Source organism: Planotetraspora sp. A-T 1434 (genome assembly GCF_025420585.1).
In the GTDB taxonomy this organism is placed as follows: Bacteria; Actinomycetota; Actinomycetes; order Streptosporangiales; family Streptosporangiaceae; genus JAOEGB01.
This window is the reverse complement of the sequence record NZ_JAOEGB010000011.1, coordinates 224,944-241,492: the sequence shown is the minus strand read 5'-3', so window position 1 is coordinate 241,492 and position 16,549 is coordinate 224,944. Positions and strand designations below refer to the sequence as shown.

General features: G+C 67.0%; 15 protein-coding genes and 1 tRNA gene. 9 read left to right on the top strand and 7 right to left on the bottom strand.

Going from position 1 to position 16,549, the window contains the following annotated elements; all coding sequences use genetic code 11:
- Positions 1 to 11 precede the first annotated feature (11 nt).
- The 6 genes from recF (at position 12) to N5079_RS16850 (ending at position 8,101) form a co-directional block, all read left to right on the top strand.
- Positions 12 to 1,223, top strand: a complete 1,212-nt coding sequence (gene recF, locus N5079_RS16875) for a DNA replication/repair protein RecF (RefSeq protein ID WP_261584789.1) — start codon at positions 12 to 14, stop codon at positions 1,221 to 1,223.
- Entirely contained in the window at positions 1,213 to 1,737 is a 525-nt protein-coding gene (locus N5079_RS16870; RefSeq protein ID WP_315967851.1) for a DUF721 domain-containing protein, read from the top strand. Before recF ends, N5079_RS16870 begins: the two co-directional genes overlap by 11 nt.
- Before the next feature lie 360 nt (positions 1,738 to 2,097).
- Positions 2,098 to 4,041 (top strand): DNA topoisomerase (ATP-hydrolyzing) subunit B, encoded by a 1,944-nt coding sequence (gene gyrB, locus N5079_RS16865; protein ID WP_261584778.1) that lies wholly within the window; start codon positions 2,098 to 2,100, stop codon positions 4,039 to 4,041.
- Positions 4,042 to 4,067: 26 nt separating this feature from the next.
- Entirely contained in the window at positions 4,068 to 6,677 is a 2,610-nt protein-coding gene (gene gyrA / locus N5079_RS16860) for a DNA gyrase subunit A (RefSeq protein ID WP_261584777.1), read from the top strand.
- On the top strand, positions 6,674 to 7,825 hold the full coding sequence (locus tag N5079_RS16855; protein WP_261584776.1) for a DUF3566 domain-containing protein: 1,152 nt from the start codon (positions 6,674 to 6,676) through the stop codon (positions 7,823 to 7,825). Before gyrA ends, N5079_RS16855 begins: the two co-directional genes overlap by 4 nt.
- A 202-nt stretch (positions 7,826 to 8,027) precedes the next feature.
- Positions 8,028 to 8,101 (top strand) — tRNA-Ile (locus N5079_RS16850).
- A gap of 84 nt (positions 8,102 to 8,185) precedes the next feature.
- On the opposite strand, the gene N5079_RS16845 is transcribed toward N5079_RS16850, so the two are convergent.
- From N5079_RS16845 to N5079_RS16820, 6 genes are all read right to left on the bottom strand, one after another.
- On the bottom strand, positions 8,186 to 9,328 hold the full coding sequence (locus N5079_RS16845; RefSeq protein ID WP_261584775.1) for a tyrosine-type recombinase/integrase: 1,143 nt from the start codon (positions 9,326 to 9,328) through the stop codon (positions 8,186 to 8,188).
- Positions 9,325 to 9,534: a helix-turn-helix domain-containing protein gene (locus N5079_RS16840; protein WP_261584774.1), complete on the bottom strand. Its 210-nt coding sequence runs from the start codon at positions 9,532 to 9,534 to the stop codon at positions 9,325 to 9,327. The genes N5079_RS16845 and N5079_RS16840 overlap by 4 nt, the downstream gene beginning before the upstream one ends.
- The gene (locus N5079_RS16835; protein ID WP_261584773.1) at positions 9,531 to 10,838 is read right to left on the bottom strand and encodes a replication initiator; all 1,308 of its coding nucleotides are present in this window, start codon (positions 10,836 to 10,838) and stop codon (positions 9,531 to 9,533) included. Before N5079_RS16835 ends, N5079_RS16840 begins: the two co-directional genes overlap by 4 nt.
- 124 nt (positions 10,839 to 10,962) lie before the next feature.
- Positions 10,963 to 11,133 (bottom strand): hypothetical protein, encoded by a 171-nt coding sequence (locus N5079_RS16830; RefSeq protein WP_261584772.1) that lies wholly within the window; start codon positions 11,131 to 11,133, stop codon positions 10,963 to 10,965.
- Positions 11,130 to 11,312 carry a hypothetical protein gene (locus N5079_RS16825; protein ID WP_261584768.1) on the bottom strand — a complete coding sequence of 61 codons (183 nt, stop codon included), beginning with the start codon at positions 11,310 to 11,312 and terminating at the stop codon, positions 11,130 to 11,132. Before N5079_RS16825 ends, N5079_RS16830 begins: the two co-directional genes overlap by 4 nt.
- 160 nt (positions 11,313 to 11,472) lie before the next feature.
- Complete coding sequence (locus tag N5079_RS16820; protein ID WP_261584767.1) at positions 11,473 to 12,264, bottom strand: GntR family transcriptional regulator; 792 nt, start codon at positions 12,262 to 12,264, stop codon at positions 11,473 to 11,475.
- Here N5079_RS16820 and N5079_RS16815 point away from each other — a divergent pair.
- From N5079_RS16815 to N5079_RS16805, 3 genes are all read left to right on the top strand, one after another.
- The gene (locus tag N5079_RS16815) at positions 12,187 to 12,768 is read left to right on the top strand and encodes an NUDIX hydrolase (protein WP_315967850.1); all 582 of its coding nucleotides are present in this window, start codon (positions 12,187 to 12,189) and stop codon (positions 12,766 to 12,768) included. The genes N5079_RS16820 and N5079_RS16815 overlap by 78 nt on opposite strands.
- Before the next feature lie 921 nt (positions 12,769 to 13,689).
- Positions 13,690 to 14,343, top strand: a complete 654-nt coding sequence (locus N5079_RS16810) for a hypothetical protein (RefSeq protein ID WP_261584765.1) — start codon at positions 13,690 to 13,692, stop codon at positions 14,341 to 14,343.
- A 506-nt stretch (positions 14,344 to 14,849) separates the two neighbouring features.
- Entirely contained in the window at positions 14,850 to 15,218 is a 369-nt protein-coding gene (locus tag N5079_RS16805; protein ID WP_261584764.1) for a hypothetical protein, read from the top strand.
- A 618-nt stretch (positions 15,219 to 15,836) separates the two neighbouring features.
- On the opposite strand, the gene N5079_RS16800 is transcribed toward N5079_RS16805, so the two are convergent.
- Complete coding sequence (locus N5079_RS16800; protein ID WP_261584763.1) at positions 15,837 to 16,538, bottom strand: hemerythrin domain-containing protein; 702 nt, start codon at positions 16,536 to 16,538, stop codon at positions 15,837 to 15,839.
- Positions 16,539 to 16,549: the final 11 nt, after the last annotated feature.

The window sequence follows — 16,549 nt, the reverse complement described above, 5'->3', positions numbered from 1 at the left end:
AGCCTTGCGGCGTGCATGTGGCCAGCCTGTCGCTCACCGACTTCCGGTCGTATCCCGCGGTGGAGCTCGACCTCGAGCCCGGCGCGACGGCCTTCGTCGGGCCCAACGGGCAGGGGAAGACCAATCTCGTCGAGGCGCTGGGCTACCTGGCGACGCACTCCAGTCACCGCGTCGCCACGGACGCCCCGCTCGTACGGCACGGCGCGCAGCGGGCGATCATCCGGTCCGTGGTGGTGAAGGACGACCGCCGCGCGCTCATCGAACTGGAGATCAACCCGGGCCGCGCCAACCGCGCCCGGATCAACCGCTCCCCCGTCCCCAGGCCGCGCGACGCCCTGGGCCTGCTGCGGACGGTGCTGTTCGCCCCGGAGGACCTCGCCCTGGTCAAGGGCGACCCGTCGGAGCGTCGCCGCTTCCTCGATGACCTGCTCGTGGTCCGCGCCCCGCGGTTCGCCGCCGTCCGGGCCGACTATGACCGGGTGCTGAAGCAGCGCAACGCCCTGTTGCGTACGGCTGCCGCGGCGAAGGCCGGGCGGAGGCGAAGTCCCCGCAGGCAGGACGACGAGGCGGCGTTCGCCTCGGCGGGAGCCGGGGACGTCCAGAGCACGCTGGAGATCTGGGACACCCATCTCGTGAGGCACGGGGCCGAGCTCCTGGCGGCCCGGCTCGACCTGGTCGAGGCGCTGCGGCCGCTGGCGGCCAAGGCGTACGCGACCCTCGCCCCGACCTCCGCGCCGGCCGATCTGGACTATCGAAGCTCCGCCGAGGAGGCGGATACCGGCGAGAAGTTATCCACAGATATCCCCACCCTGGGGACAAACCGGGAAGTCCTGGCGGAACGCCTGCGCGCCGGCCTCGCCCAGGTGCGGCAGGCGGAGCTCGACCGGGGCGTCACGCTGGTCGGCCCGCACCGCGACGACCTGCTGCTGAGCCTGGGGGAGCTGCCGGCCCGCGGCTACGCCAGCCACGGCGAGTCGTGGTCGTTCGCGCTGGCGCTCCGGCTCGCGGCCTACGACCTGCTCCGGGCGGACGGCGGCGACCCGGTGCTCATCCTGGACGACGTGTTCGCCGAGCTGGACAATCACCGGCGCAGGCGGCTGACCGAGATCGTCGCTCCGGCCGAGCAGGTCCTCATCACGGCCGCCGTGCCTGACGACGTGCCTCCCGAGCTCGCCGGCGCCCGCTTCGACGTGACCGCAGGGAGCGTGACGCGTGTCCGATGAATCCACAGGCGGTGGACAGTCTCCACTGGGCGCGGCCGCGAGGGGCGCGGCCCTGGCGCGGGAGAAGCTCGCCCAGGCCAAGGCCGACGCGGCCAGGCGGGGCCAGCTCCCCCGGACCGAGCCTCGACGGCGCGGAGGCGGGCCGAAAAGGGACTCGGGCGATCCGCTGCCCTTCGGCCGGGCGATTCGCGACCTGCTGGAGGACCGAGGGTGGGAGCAGCCGGTAGCCATCGGCGGCGTCTTCGGCCGCTGGCGCGAGATCGTCGGCCCGGAGCTGGCCGAGCACACCACGCCGGAGAGCTTCGAGGAGGGGGAGGTCGTCGTGGCGGCCGACTCGACGGCCTGGGCCACCCAGGTGCGGCTCCTGGCATCTACGCTGGTCAGACGGCTGAACGAGGAGCTCGGCGACGGCACGGTCACCCGCGTGAAGGTGCACGGGCCCAACACCGGGCCCCGGCCGGGAGGCGGTCTCCGGGTCCATGGAAGTCAGGGTCCCCGGGACACCTACGGCTGACCGCGAGATCGGTGGCGGGGCGAGAGCCGTACAGCGCTGGGGGACGCCAGGGCGGCGTGAGGGGCCTGAACCGTCCAAAATCGCGCCTGAGGCCATGACACCCACCCCAAGTGGGGGAGGTTCAAAACCATGATCGTCACGCGACAGGGCATCACAGCCCCCGTCAATGCCCCCTGAGGTCCTCCAGGCCGGTAGAATGAAAGCGGACTCAAGGACACGTCCGGTTTGCGCTACCCCCCGGCCCGGAGGGCCGATTCCCCTGGGTGCGCATCGGGGCACTCACGACGGTGACGGGCACGGCTGGGGCAGCGTATTGGCAGAGGGCCCCCGCCGCGTGTCCGCGGCAGGAGGATTTCGCACTTGTCCTACGACGCTAGCTCTATCACCGTTCTCGAAGGACTGGAAGCGGTCCGCAAGCGCCCGGGAATGTACATCGGCTCGACGGGCGAGCGCGGTCTCCACCACCTGGTCTACGAGATTGTGGACAACTCGGTCGACGAGGCACTGGCCGGGTATTGCGACACGATCGAGGTCACGCTCCTCGCCGACAACGGCGTCAGGGTAGTGGACAACGGTCGTGGCATCCCCGTCGGTGAACACCCTGTGGAAAAGCGGCCCGCGGTCGAGCTGGTGCTCACCACGCTGCACGCCGGTGGAAAGTTCGACAGCAAGTCGTACGCCGTCTCCGGCGGCCTGCACGGCGTGGGCGCCGCGGTCGTGAACGCGCTGTCCACGAAGCTCGAGGTCGAGATCCGCCGGGACGGCTACCACTGGCGGCAGACCTACGACCACTCCAAGCCGACCGGCCCGCTGGTCAGAGGCGAGCCCACTGAGAGCACCGGCACCTCGACCACCTTCTGGGCCGACGACACCATCTTCGAGACGACGACCTGGAACTTCGAGACGCTCTCGCGCCGGTTCCAGGAGATGGCCTTCCTCAACAAGGGCCTGACGATGATCATCCGCGACGAGCGGCCCGATCACGTCAACGGCGAGCCTGTCGTCGTCAGGTACCTCTACGAGGGCGGCCTGTCCGACTTCGTCACTCACCTCAACTCAAAGAAGGAGCCGATCCACAGCTCCGTGATCGACTTCGAGGAGCACGGCGACGGCATCTCGGTCGAGATCGCGATGCAGTGGAACGCCTCCTACAGCGAGTCGATCTACACGTTCGCCAACACGATCAACACGGCCGAGGGCGGCACCCACGAGGAGGGCTTCCGCGCGGCGCTGACGACCATCGTCAACCGCTACGCGCGCGAGCAGAAGTTCCTCAAGGAGGGCAAGGACGACAACCTCACCGGCGACGACATCCGCGAGGGCCTCACCGCGATCATCTCGGTGAAGCTGGCCGACCCGCAGTTCGAGGGTCAGACCAAGACCAAGCTGGGCAACACCGAGGCCAAGTCGTTCGTCCAGAAGGCGTGCAACGACCACCTGCGTGACTGGTTCGAGCGCAACCCCGGTGAGGCCAAGGACATCATCAACAAGTCGCTCCAGGCCTCCCGCGCCCGCATCGCGGCCCGCCAGGCCCGCGACCTGACCCGGCGCAAGTCGCTGCTGGAGAGCGGCAGCGGGCTGCCGGGCAAGCTGGCCGACTGCCAGTGGTCCGAGCCCGAGAAGTGCGAGCTGTACATCGTCGAGGGCGACTCCGCCGGCGGCTCCGCCAAGGGCGGCCGGGATCCCAAGTTCCAGGCCATCCTGCCCCTCCGCGGCAAGATCCTGAACGTCGAGAAGGCGCGGATCGACAAGGTCCTCAAGAACAACGAGGTCCAGGCGCTGATCACGGCTCTCGGCACCGGCGTGCACGACGAGTTCGACATCGCGAAGCTGCGCTACCACAAGCTGATCCTGATGGCCGACGCCGACGTAGACGGGCAGCACATCACCACGCTGCTGCTGACGCTGCTGTTCCGTTTCATGCGGCCGCTCATCGAGGCCGGCCACGTCTACCTGTCACAGCCACCCCTCTACAAGATCAAGTGGGACCGGAAGGGCGAGGACGCTTCCTACGCGTACTCCGACCGGGAGCGTGACGCGATCATCGAGGACGGCATCGGCCGCGGCAGACGCGACCCCCGGGCCCACGACGGCGTGCAGCGCTTCAAGGGTCTCGGCGAGATGAACGCCAGCCAGCTGTGGGAGACCACGATGAACCCGGACACCCGGGTGCTCCTGCAGGTCACCCTCGACGACGCCGCCCAGGCCGACGAGCTGTTCAGCGTCCTCATGGGCGAGGACGTCGAGGCCCGCAGGAACTTCATCATCCGCAACGCCCGTGACGTCCGATTCCTCGACGTCTGAGCACGTCCAAGCAGAAGGACTTTTCCGTGACGGAAGTGAACACTCCGCCTGGGCCGCCTGCCGACCGCGTCGAACCGGTCGACATCCAGTCCGAGATGCAGCGCAGTTACATGGACTACGCGATGTCCGTCATCGTGTCCCGTGCGCTGCCGGATGTGCGTGACGGCCTCAAGCCCGTGCACCGCCGCGTGCTGTACGCCATGTTCGACGGCGGCTACCGCCCCGACCGCGGCTACTTCAAGTGCTCGCGCGTCGTCGGCGACGTCATGGGGTCCTACCACCCCCACGGCGACACGTCGATCTACGACACGGTCGTACGGCTCGCGCAGCCGTGGTCGCTGCGCTATCCCCTGGTCGACGGGCAGGGCAACTTCGGCTCCCCGGGCAACGACCCGGCCGCGGCGATGCGGTACACCGAGTGCCGCCTGGCGCAGATCGCCATGGAGATGCTCCGGGACATCGACAAGGAGACCGTCGACTTCCAGCCCAACTACGACGGGCGTTCGCAGGAGCCGGTCGTTCTCCCGTCGCGGTTCCCGAACCTGCTGGTCAACGGGTCCGCCGGCATCGCGGTGGGCATGGCGACGAACATTCCGCCGCACAACCTCCGCGAGGTCGGCGAGGCCGTCAAGTGGGCGCTGGAGAACCACGAGGCCAGTGACGAGGAGCTGCTCGAGGCGCTCATCGCCCGGGTCAAGGGCCCCGACTTCCCGACCGGCGCCCTGATCGTCGGCCGTCGCGGCATCGACGACGCCTACCGCACCGGTCGCGGCTCGATCACCATGCGGGCCATCGTCGAGGTGGAGGAGGACCCCAAGGGCAGGCAGTGCCTGGTCGTGACGGCGCTGCCGTACCAGGTGAACCCGGACAACCTCGCCCTCACCATCGCCGAGCTGGTCAAGGACGGCAAGGTCACCGGTATCGCCGACGTCCGCGACGAGACCTCCTCGCGCACCGGCCAGCGGCTCGTCATCGTGCTGAAGCGCGACGCGGTCGCCAAGGTCGTGCTGAACAACCTCTACAAGCACACCCAGCTGCAGACCACCTTCGGGGCGAACATGATCGCCCTGGTGGACGGCGTGCCGCGCACCCTGCGGCTCGACCAGTTCGTCAAGTCCTACATCGAGCACCAGATCGAGGTCGTCGTCCGGCGGACCCGGTTCCTGCTGCGGAAGGCCGAGGAGCGGGCCCACATCCTGCGGGGCCTGCTCAAGGCGCTCGACCGGATGGACGAGGTCATCGCGCTCATCCGGCGGTCGCCGTCGGCGGCCGAGGCCCAGGGCGGCCTGATGGCGCTGCTGGAGATCGACCAGGTCCAGGCGCAGGCCATCCTCGACATGCAGCTGCGCAAGCTGGCGGCCCTGGAGCGGCAGCAGATCCAGGACGAGTACGACGGCCTGATGACGCAGATCGCCGACTACCACGACATCCTCGGCTCCGAGGTCCGGCAGCGGCAGATCGTCTCCGACGAGCTGACCGAGATCATCACCAAGTTCGGCGACGAGCGGAAGACCGAGATCATCGCCTACGAAGGCGACATGTCCATCGAGGACCTGATCGCCGAAGAGGACATGGTCGTCACGATCACCCGCGGCGGCTACGCCAAGCGCACCAACATGGACCTCTACCGGGCCCAGAAGCGTGGCGGCAAGGGAGTCCGCGGCGCCCAGCTCCGCCAGGACGACATCGTCGAGCACTTCTTCGTCACGACGACCCACCACTGGCTGCTGGCCTTCACCAACAAGGGCCGCGTCTACCGGGTCAAGGCGTACGAGCTGCCGGACTCCGGCCGCGACGCCCGCGGCCAGCACCTGGCGAACCTGCTCGCCATGCAGCCCGACGAGCACGTCATGGAGATCCTCGACCTGCGGGACTACGACGTCGCGCCGTACCTCGTGCTGGCGACGCGGAGCGGTCTCGTCAAGAAGACACGGCTCTCCGAATACGATTCACCCCGATCTGGGGGTCTCATCGCCATCAATCTGCGCGAAGATGACGAGGTGATCGCCGCACGTCTCGTCTCCGAGGACGACGATCTGCTGCTCGTCTCCAAGAACGCGCAGTCGATCCGCTTCACCGCGTCCGACGACGCCCTGCGCCCGATGGGCCGCGCCACCAGCGGCGTCATCGGCATGCGGTTCGTCGACGGTGACGAACTGCTCGCGATGAACGTCGTCGGTGACGGAGATGACGTGTTAATCGCCACTGAGGGCGGGTATGCGAAGCGGACCCCCGCCGACCAGTACCCGGTCCAGGGCAGGGGCGGGAAGGGGGTGCTGACCGCGAAAATCGTCAGCGCCCGCGGAAAGCTGGTCGGAGCCGTCATGGTGAGGCCCGAGGACGAGGTCTTCGCCATCACCTCCGCCGGTGGGGTGATCCGGACGAGTGCCGGTGAGATCAAGCAGTCGGGCCGTCAAACCATGGGGGTGCGCCTGATGAACCTCGCCGACGGGGACAGTGTCGTGGCCCTCGCCCGCAACGCCGAGTCGGCCGAGTCGGCTGAGGCGATCGTGGCCCAGTCCGCGGAGCCTGGTTCGGCCGAGCCGGATCTGGCTGAGCCCACGTCGGCTGAGCCCGAGTTGACGGAGCCCGAGTCGTTGGAGACCGAGCAAAACGGGGCAGGAGACGAGGCATGAGCGACACCGGCAGGGCCCGGACGACCGGCGCCGCCAGGAAGAAGGCGGGAGGCGCGCGTCCCGCGTCGTCCTCGATGAGGGACGGTGTTACCGCCAGGGTCGACGATGCCGGTAGCGTCGTCGAGGTGGTGCCCGATGAAACTGACGTGACTTCTGCCGGCAAGGCCGCCTCAGACAAGAGCGGGTCCGACGGGGCCGCGGCCGACGGCGCCGCCTCGGACAGGGGCGCGGCCGACAACGCCACGGTCCGCATCCGGACGTCGGCGGCGGACCAGCCCTGGAAGCAGTCGTCGTCCAAAGACGGGGACAAGCCCGCGGACGGCAAGGTGACAGGCGCCGAGCCGACCGCGCCCTTCGCCAAGCCCGCCCCCGTGACGTCGTCTCCCGCCGGATCGCCAGGCCGTACGGCTGCGCCCGGCGCCGGAACCTCCGGCCGTCCGGCCGCGGCGGGAGCCCCCGGCCGTCCGGCTACCGCCGGGTCCGCCGGAGCGGGCGCTGGGAGGCCGGACCCCGCCGGGAAGCCGGGTCCTGGAGCCAAGCCCGGTCCGGCCGGCGCCCCCGGTCCGGGCGTCGCCAAGCCCGCCACGTCGTCTCCGCCGTTCTCGCCTCCCGCAGGGGAGGCGCCCCGTCCCGCCTCGGCGGGATCGGCCGGCGCCGTGTCGCCCGTCTCCCGGCCGGTCGACGGCCTCGGTCGAGGCCTCACGTTCGGCGAGGCCGAGCGGACCGGACTCAAGACGGCAGGGAGCAAGGACAAGAAGCACGCTGTCCGGGCCCCCCGGAAGGCCCACCTGGTATTGCGCCGGGTCGAGCCGTGGTCGGCCATGAAGTTCAGCTTCGTCGTGTCGCTGGTCTGCTTCGTGGTGCTGTTCGTGGCCGTGGCCGTGCTGTACGGCGTGCTGTCGGCCCTCGGCGTCTTCACCTCGATCACCGACGCCGTCAACCAGCTCACCACCGGCGGCAGCCAGACCGGACCAAAGATCGACGTCGGCAGCTGGTTCGACCCGGTCCGCATCCTCGGCTACACGGCTCTGCTGGGTGCGGTCAACGTGGTGCTCATCACCGCCCTGTCCACCCTCGGCGCCGTGATCTACAACATCTCCTCGGACCTGGTGGGCGGCATCGAGGTCACCTTCAGCGAGGCCGAGTAGCGTCTCGTACGGCTACCGCCCGGGTCCGGCCGGTAGCCGTACGAACCGATTGGCCCGCGTGACGCGGCACGAGTGCTGAGGAGAGCGCCGAGGGTGGGCGCCTGGGGCGCGACCAGGGGCCCGGACACGGTAGGCTTTCTCTCGTTCGGGTACGGATTCGCCTCCCGTTAGGGGATGCGGTAACGTTCCTTGCGCGCAATGCGGGGCTATAGCTCAGACGGTTAGAGCGCTTCCCTGATAAGGAAGAGGTCCCAGGTTCAAGTCCTGGTAGCCCCACCCAGCTCAAAGGCCGCTTTCCGATGACGGGAGAGCGGCCTTTTCGATCTTTGTGTGTCTATCTGCGTGACTACGCCTTGCGGATCACCTGTTGAAGATTTGATCCATGACTACCGCACCACCCTGGAGAACGGGGCGGATCTGCTTCCGATAAACGAGTTCGGTCACGGCAGTACTGCTGTGCCCGACAAGTCGAGAGATCTCCTCCAGGGGAACTCCGGAGTCGGACAGGAGAGAGACGAAGCTGTGGCGCAGCTCCCGGGGAGCCCATTCGTCAGGGTCCAAGCTGGTGTGCTTGAGAACGCGGCGGAAGGCACGTCGAACGTTCGCGGCATCCAGCGCCGTGCCGGCAGCCGAGGCGAACACGAGGCCCCTTTCAGTCCACTCTTTCCCCTGCTCCTTCCGTTGTTCCTCTTGGTGCTGCCGAAGCACGTCCACGCAGCGTTGAGGCAGCGCGAGGGTACGGCGAGACTTCCGAGTCTTGGTGTCCCCACCGGCCCGCACCGAGCGCCAGACCGCCACGTACGGCGGGACAGGAGGAGTCGCGTCCGGTAGGCCCTCCAAGTCGACGTGATTCCACGTCAACGCCCGAAGCTCCTCGGTTCGAGCACCCGTCAGCAGCGACACCACGATGTAGGCGTGCAGGCTCTTGCCCTCGGCACCCTTGAGGACCTCCTCGGCTTGCGCCAGGGTCAGAGCCTTGGACGGACGGCCCTGCTGCCCCTGCGGCACCCTGCATAGCTCCACGACGTTGCGCCGAGCCTTGTCACGAGCCATGGCCCGTTTGATCGCCCGGTTGAGGCAGGAATGCAGCCGTTGCAGGGTGCTTGTGCTCAGCGTGTTCGCCTTGTCAGCCAGCCACTTATCCACATCCTGTGCGCTCAAGTCTCGAAGCTTGCGAGCACCCAGGGCCGGGACGATGTGTGTACGGCTCAGAATTGTGCAGGTGGTGACGGTGGCATCATCGAGACCGCCGAGACCGTACGTGAGCCAGTCGTTCACCGCTTGGGCAACGGTGTAGTCGGCCGGCGCGATGGTCAGGCCGTCTTCGTAGTCGCGGAGTACCTGCTTGAGCTTGGCCTTGGCTTCGGTCTTGGTCTTGCCGCTACCCCGCTTGACGATCCGCTTGCCGCTCGGATCGAACCCTAGGCTTGCCGTCGCGATCCAACGCTGGCGCTTGTCATCCCAGTGCAGGCCACCGTCCCCGCGGCTTCGACGCTTGGTCACGCAGCCGCCTCCCGTTCGAGCAAGGCGACGTATTCGGCGATGGCCGAGGCGGGGATGAGCCGGGTACGGCCCTGCTTGACCGAGCGCAACCGGCCTTGGCGGATCAGGTCATACAGCGTGCTACGACCGACACCGAGCACCTTGACCGCATCGGGGACGCGGTAGAGCTGGCGATCCACGAGCGGGTGAGCCTCCTTCCTGGTCATGCTGCTACCTCCTGTCTCGGTTCGGTTCGAGGCCAGCGAGAGCGGCGTTTAGCCTCACGATCGTCACGGATGAGCTGAGCAACGTAGGCGTCTGCGGGATGGGCGTAGCCCTGTCCGGCGTAGCGCCATGAGCCGATCACCAGCGTGGAGTCGTCGGCGGGTTCGCCGGTCAGGTCGTCGTGTCCGTGCTCGCGGGCTTGTTCGGCGCGAAAGGAACGCCTCACCTCGCGAAGCTTGCTCAGCGTGGTCGAGTAACCGGCGGATTTGGTCGAGAAGTGGCCCCGGAAGCCGAGCATGTGAGCCCAGCCGCGGAGCCGCAGATGCCGCAGCTCGTCCAGGTCGCCCAGGTCCCAGCACGTTTCGATCAACCGGCGCTGATGGGCCGTCAACGTGACCGCGTTCAGGTCAGACAGGTCCTTGATCCGCCGGTCCACGGCCCCTTCGGTGGTCGCGCCCTTGGTGGCGTACTTGGCGATATAGCCCGCTACCTGCTCTTCGGTCAGCGTCTGGCCGGTCAGCTCACCGGCGACGATGGGTTTGATGTCGAGCTGAGCACCGAACACCAGCCGTCGCACGCCGCCGGCACCCGCACACGCAGGGGACTTCACGTGAGCGTTTGCGGCAGCCGTCCGCACCCCACGATCGAGCAGCTCCACGTTGGCCCAGTCCGGAGGAGGCAGGACAGCCGTTGCGTCCTCGGTCTTGGCGTCCAGGCGCACCACGGCGTGGAAGTGGACGACCCCGCGAACCTGGTATTCGGCGACCTTGGCGAACGACACCCGCACCTGAGCGTTGAACGCTGTGGCGGTCATCCCTGCCGTATAGGCCAGTTCCCGCCGCAGGTAGATGGTGAAGCGTCGCCACAGGTCCGAGGCGTGCGCGTTCCACAGCGCGTGACCGGTGTAGTCGTAGCAGTCCGCGCACAAGGGTTGTCCGAGCAGGCTGTCACCGGTGGCGTGGCGTTCGGTGCAGGTGAGGGGTTTGCCGTGCGGGCAGACCTCAGCCGACCGGCGGGGACGGCACGGCAGGACGGTTCCGTCATCCTTGGTGCGGTGAGCGTGGACCGGCCCGAATGACGGCGCCGTCAAGGTGACCAGCGCCCGAGGGTGCTCCCGCACCGAGGAGGGGACGCCCTTGTCACCGCCGAGCAGACCAGCGCGGATCAGGTGGAAGGTGTCGGCCCGGTAGACCTCCGAGCAGGACGGGCACCGCGACGCCCGCCGGTTGCCGCACGCCACCAGCAGGACACCGCCGACCTCGCGACGGGTGCTGTAGACCTTCCGCTGCACGCCGTCGGCATCCACTTGGGACAGTTCGCCACGGACCCGGATGGTTGCGCGCAGCCACCGAGGCGGGACAGGTCACGGAAGCGCCGCTTGAATCCGCCGACGAGGGTGAAGTACCGCGAGATGTCAGGGTCAACGCCAGTCACGCGCCCACCCCGGCAGCCCACTTCTTGCCCGCCGCGCAGCGACAGGCGACCTTGTCATACGGCTGCTCATCCAGGTCCAACAGGACCAGGTAGCCGTAGCCGTAGCAGCACGAGGACGGGTTGACGTAGACGACCGGCTCAGTGAAGGTCATCCGGCGCTTGCTCACGCCGCCTCCCCGCACCCGGGGCGGCACACCTGGTCCGCACCCGCACCGCAGGACCGGCACGGCATGGACAGGGCCTTGAGGAAGTTCGCGATGTCCTCACGGGTCGCCGGGCGGTCCCAATCGACCCCGCCGCGTTCGCTGTAGGGCCTCGTGAACGTGAAGGTACGCTTGAGCTGCATCGTAGGAGGCTCCAAACTCTCGATGCTCCGGCCCTGGCGGGTGGCACCCCGCTAGGGCCTTCTGCTTGTCGGGGAGGATCCAGAGGCATTAACCTCTAGTCAGCTACTCGTATAGAGGAGCTACTACATGTATAGAGGAGTGAATTGCGTGCGTCAAGGGTTAATGGGCGGGCAACTCGTACGACAACTGGTAGGCGTCACCCGACATGATCGTGTCGCACACCTCTACCGATCGCCCGTCCAGGTCATAGGCGGTCCGGATCAAGCGGAATACCGGGACGCCGGGCGCAAGCAGCAGCAAGCGAGCCTCCTCCCGAGTCGGCATTCGGGTGAAGACATCCTCAGTAAACCGATCGAGAGTACGGCCCTGCTCTTCCAGTCGCGCGTAGATACCCCCAGGGCCAGGGTTAGCGTCCATGATCCGCGTTCCTAGAGCGAGATCAGCAGGAATGTAGGAAGTGGCCAGCTCAACGGGACGACCATCGAGAGAGTAGCGACGGCTTCTGATGACCACCGCTTCGTCAGCCCTGACCTTGAGTCGCTCCGCGATCTCAGGCAACGGCGAGCCTTCCCTGACGTCGATCATGTCCACGCTCGCCTTAGCGCCGACCACCTCGGACTCTGCTATGAACGCTGCCTTTCCCTCCTTCCGGTGCCGGCGGGCGAAACGATCCGAGGCCAGCCGCTTCACGGGTGGGCGAGAGCGGACGAACACCCCTCGCCCATGCTCTGCAACAGCAAGTCCTTCACCTTGAAGTTCTTGCATGGCATGCCGCACGGTCATGCGGGCAACGTTGTAGTGCTGCATCAGAGCGGCTTCTGAGGGGAGCTTGTCACCGGGACTTAGGCGGCCCCCCTCGATGGCTTCACGAAGATGATCCGCGATCTGTCGGAAGACGGCGCGGTCACTTGCAGGATCAATCTGGCCGACAAGGATCTCGTGACCAGCCACGGCACACTCCTCAACTCGTCCAGACGACTACTAACATCAGTCTATTCGCAGGAGGTAGCAATGACGGCATCACACGGACGGCACTCAGTAAGCGTTTCAGGTGTGGTTGTCGATGATCAGGGCCGAGTGTTGCTCACACAGCGCGCAGATAACGGGCAGTGGCAGGCACCCGGGGGCGTACTCGAACTCGACGAAACGATCGTTGACGGGCTGCGGCGAGAAGTCCAAGAAGAGACCGGCCTGACGGTTGAACCCGTCACCCTCACTGGCGTCTACAAAAACATGGCTCGCGGGATAGTGGCACTTGTGTTTCGGTGCAGATCCATCGGTGGCGAGCTGACTTACAACGACGAGGTGACTGCTTTCCGTTGGGTGCCACCGGCGGATGTGCCGAACATGGTCTCTGAAGCGTTTGCCGTGCGAGTCCTCGACGCACTGCAAGATGGAGCGCCAGCCGTGCGCGACCATGACGGGACACACCTTGTCGGACCACGGTCCCTATAGGCCGGACAACACAGCTTGTTACGACTTCGCTTACGTCTTCAAGCCGCCTTCGGCGGAGCGTGAGGGGGAGGCGACGGTGGGGAGGATGCTCGGGAGGGGAACGGTCTCGACGATCCACGAGAGGAGGCGGACCCCAGAGGGGAGGGGGACCGCCGGGAGAGGATCGGCGAAGGGGGCTGTTTCCTGAGCTGCTTTCGGGGACACCGCGGGGGATCGAGTGAGGGGATGCACAGCGCAGCCCGGTTGCCATCACGGCCCGCACTCCAAGGAGGCACACGGACACAAGGGTCTACCAGTTGGACCGCGCGCCCGCCCGCCGGCGGGCTGCGGCTCTTCGGCCGGTCCCGCCGTCGGCGGCGCGCACCACGCCGACAAGCGGCGTGGGCATGTAGATGGCGGCATTGGCTTGTGCCGATGGGGAGTTCTCTCCCATTGGTGAACGGGTCATGGCGATGAGCAGACACAAGCCGAGAAGACCCGGACCAAAAGGGCGACGCTGGCGGGGAGAGGGAAGAAGGGGGGCGAGGAGAGAGGCGGGAAGGCGCAGGGAGAAGACCTTGGGGCGCTGCCCCAAACCCCGGGGCGCTCAGGCTCCGAGAGCAGGACCCGCGCACAGGTCGGGGCCGTAGGTGGTTGCGGTGAAGTCCTGATCTCTCGCCAGCCATCGACCCAGGCAGAGCCCAGCAGCCCGACTCCTCCAGGTCAAGCCCAGCCGTGCGGGCAGGGCAACCAGCGCGCGTGGAAGGTCACCGGGAACAGGTACACGCAAGGCCAGGCTTGCCCCTCCGTCGCCGGCCCGCTGTCGCTTCGCGATGGGTCGAAGGCAGACGAGAGATCAGGACACGGAGCATCCGGTGTCGGACGGCTAAAAATGCTGGCGAAGTTGCCACGAGTCACGAGGGATTGCGAGATCATCCCTAGGTGGACTGGTTTAACTTCTCCGAGAAAATGCTTGGCCATCTCCTGTCCTGGCCGGTACTGGTACTTATCGCGTTACTGCTCTTCCGGAAGCCTCTCGGGGAGCTCATCAAGAACATCAAGAGCTATGAAGGACTGGGCCAAAAGATCACATTTGGCGAGGAGTTGGCTCAGCTGGAACAAGCAGCCGAGAACCTCGAAGTCTCTTCGACAGCTAGCGAGAGGATAGAGGCTCCAACGTCTGGGCCGAGGTCGGAAGGAGATGCTCTCGGAGCGAACGAGCCAGCGGGAGAAGCTGACGAACGTGCCGCGATAGATCGATTCGTCATGCTTGCACAGCAAGCTCCTTCTGCAGCAGTCATCGATGCATGGATCAAGATCGAGGTAGCGCTACGTCGTCTAGCGAAGATCTTCAGAATGCAAGAGGACGACCGACGTCCACTCAGCTCAGCCGAGATTGCGCGACGCCTGGTGCGTGAGAACGCGATTCCCCAGGAGTCGCTCGGGCAGTTTGATTCTTTCCGCCGACTCCGCAATGACGTGGCACACGGGGCGCACGTCCCCACACCCGGGGAAGCACTTGCATATGCAGACGCTGCGCATAGTTACTGGCGATTTCTGGAGCAGGTAGCGGACGAGTGGGAGCAGCGCATGTAACGAGGGCGCCCTTTCCTCCCGGGGGAAGATCGGGTGCGTGACAAACTGCGTGACTACGGCGATGGACGACTGTGGACAGTGGTGGACGGTAGCGGACGGTGTCCGCAGGTGAAGCCTCAGTAAGGCCAGTTGGAACACGTGTTGCCGTTGCCTGATAAGGAAGAGGTCCCAGGTTCAAGTCCTGGTAGCCCCACCACGAAGTACCAGCTCAGAGGCCAGATCCCAAGATCACGGATCTGGCCTCTTGATCGTTCGCCATCGATTTGCCATCACGGACGTCCGGCACCAGGTAGCAGACATCGATCCACATCGACAGGTCTGACAATCGCCCCGGAACTGGAATTCCGACCGGATGTTTCGGGATGAGCTTGGGGGACTGTGGTTACTGCGGAAAGGCGGTCGCCGGGAGCGTGATGGCGGGCCGTCCCGTAAACGAGTTACCGGGACGCAAGTGTGGCGCGTGTAACCGATCGCCGCGCGCGCGGAAACGTCGAAGTGTTCCCTGTATGCGCCTTCCCAAGGACGCGTTGTTTCTCGCGGTCGTCGAGCGCATTCGTGTCCTGTTCGGTGCCCGGATGCGCACACCTGCCGAGTGCTCCGGGCAACCGTCGGAAGCGGTCGTGCGGTACTGCGGGCGCTTCGTACAGCTGTTGCGGTGGTCCTCGGTTGCCAGGATGCTCCGTCTCGGCATCGCCGAGGCCGACCGACTGCGGGATCTGGCGGCGGGCCCCTACGACGTCCTCTTCGGGATCACGGTCGGCAATCTCGCCGCACATTTGGTGACAGCCCTGGGGCTCGCAGCTGATGTCCCCGCCCGGTTCGCTCCACGCTGGCAGCACGGGTGGGCCTTCGGAGAGGCTGAGTGCAGCGCTTAAGTGGTAGGTCGTAGCGCTGTCTGGTCACGTGATCTTGACCCTTGCGCGGCGGGATGCGCGGCTCGCAAGCGGGGACGGCGTCGGCAAGCTCGGACCACCCGCTGCCGCCGACGCGGAGCCAGGGACGGTGGCGGCGGCGTGACGCGAATACCGAGCCGACGACTCAGGGGAGCGAAGGTATGTGCCGCCACCCTTCGCGATGGCGGCCCATGCCTTGCGTTCGGTTACCGGAGTCTGCCGCCGAGCCAGTGGTCGATGGTGTCCGTGGTGGTGTCGGCGTTGCGTTGCGGGGCCAGGTCGTGTCCTGCGTCACGGATGACCACTGCTTCGGCGTCGGGGCTCGCGGAGTAGGACTTGGGCTCCGCGGCGACGGCCTGGTCGCGTTGCGTGTCACCACGAAACGGGGCAAACCCAAGCTGCTACGGCACTAGCACGCCCGTCACCGGGGCGACTGGTGTACGGGGAAGTTGCACCGCCCCCGTGCACCCCCGCATATGCCCGATATATATTCCGGCCGCTCGGGCGGGCTGGTCTCGATACCGTCGACGGCGTGACCAACGGCGACCCAGCGCTGCCGTGCATGGCGAGGCCGTGTCCGCACTGCCCGTTCCGGCGGTATCACTGGCCGAGCGCGGACTTCTGGGTTCGGTAGCGCTTGAGCAGCAACGGTCGGATCCACCGGACGGGCGCGGGGAAGTTGGCCATCAGGCGTTCGGCTCCGGGCGCGGGAACCGGGTCGTGGAGCAACCCCATGACCAGATCCGGCCCGGATCGGGGGGCTCCGGCGACGATGGCCGCCCGCAGGCGCAGGAGCTCGGCATCGGGCACCTGCGGAAAGAGCTCCCGCAGGACCGGTTCCTCGCTGTCGAGGTGCTTCAGCAGCACCTCACCCAACCTGGCCGCCGCTTGCGCCCCTTCCCGCGCGGCATCGCGTACAGCGGCGTCAGGGTCCGACCCATGGGCCGACCGGCGGGCCGGCCCGGCGGCGATCGTGTCGACGGCGGCGCCGAGGGTCTTGAGTCCGGCGTCGAGGGCCTCATGCTCGACGGTGAGCTCGTCTAGAGCTGTCACGGCGTCGGGGAACAGGCGGCGCAGCACGGGCCAGAACAGCTCGTCCTCGCTCGCGTGGTGGTGATGGACGAACTCCACCTGCCACCGCGTGGCCCGCACGAGCGCCTTCACGTCGACTCCTTCGCCGGCCGCCAGTCGCCGCATCGCCGCAGCGGTGAGGACCGCACCCCGACGGATGATCGTGTGTACCGCCAGCAACTCGTCGTACATCTGGAGGCCTTCCGACAGGCCGTTCATGTTCTGCGCCATGGGATCCCGCA

Excerpts from the sequence above, each read along its gene's own strand:
- N5079_RS16855 (WP_261584776.1), top strand. The coding sequence starts at position 6,674 with ATGAGCGACACCGGCAGGGCCCGGACGACCGGCGCCGCCAGGAAGAAG.
- N5079_RS16805 (WP_261584764.1), top strand. The coding sequence starts at position 14,850 with ATGCGCCTTCCCAAGGACGCGTTGTTTCTCGCGGTCGTCGAGCGCATT.
- N5079_RS16815 (WP_315967850.1), top strand. The coding sequence starts at position 12,187 with ATGATCCGCGATCTGTCGGAAGACGGCGCGGTCACTTGCAGGATCAAT.
- N5079_RS16825 (WP_261584768.1), bottom strand. The coding sequence starts at position 11,312 with ATGCAGCTCAAGCGTACCTTCACGTTCACGAGGCCCTACAGCGAACGC.
- N5079_RS16840 (WP_261584774.1), bottom strand. The coding sequence starts at position 9,534 with ATGACCAGGAAGGAGGCTCACCCGCTCGTGGATCGCCAGCTCTACCGC.
- N5079_RS16800 (WP_261584763.1), bottom strand. The coding sequence starts at position 16,538 with ATGGCGCAGAACATGAACGGCCTGTCGGAAGGCCTCCAGATGTACGAC.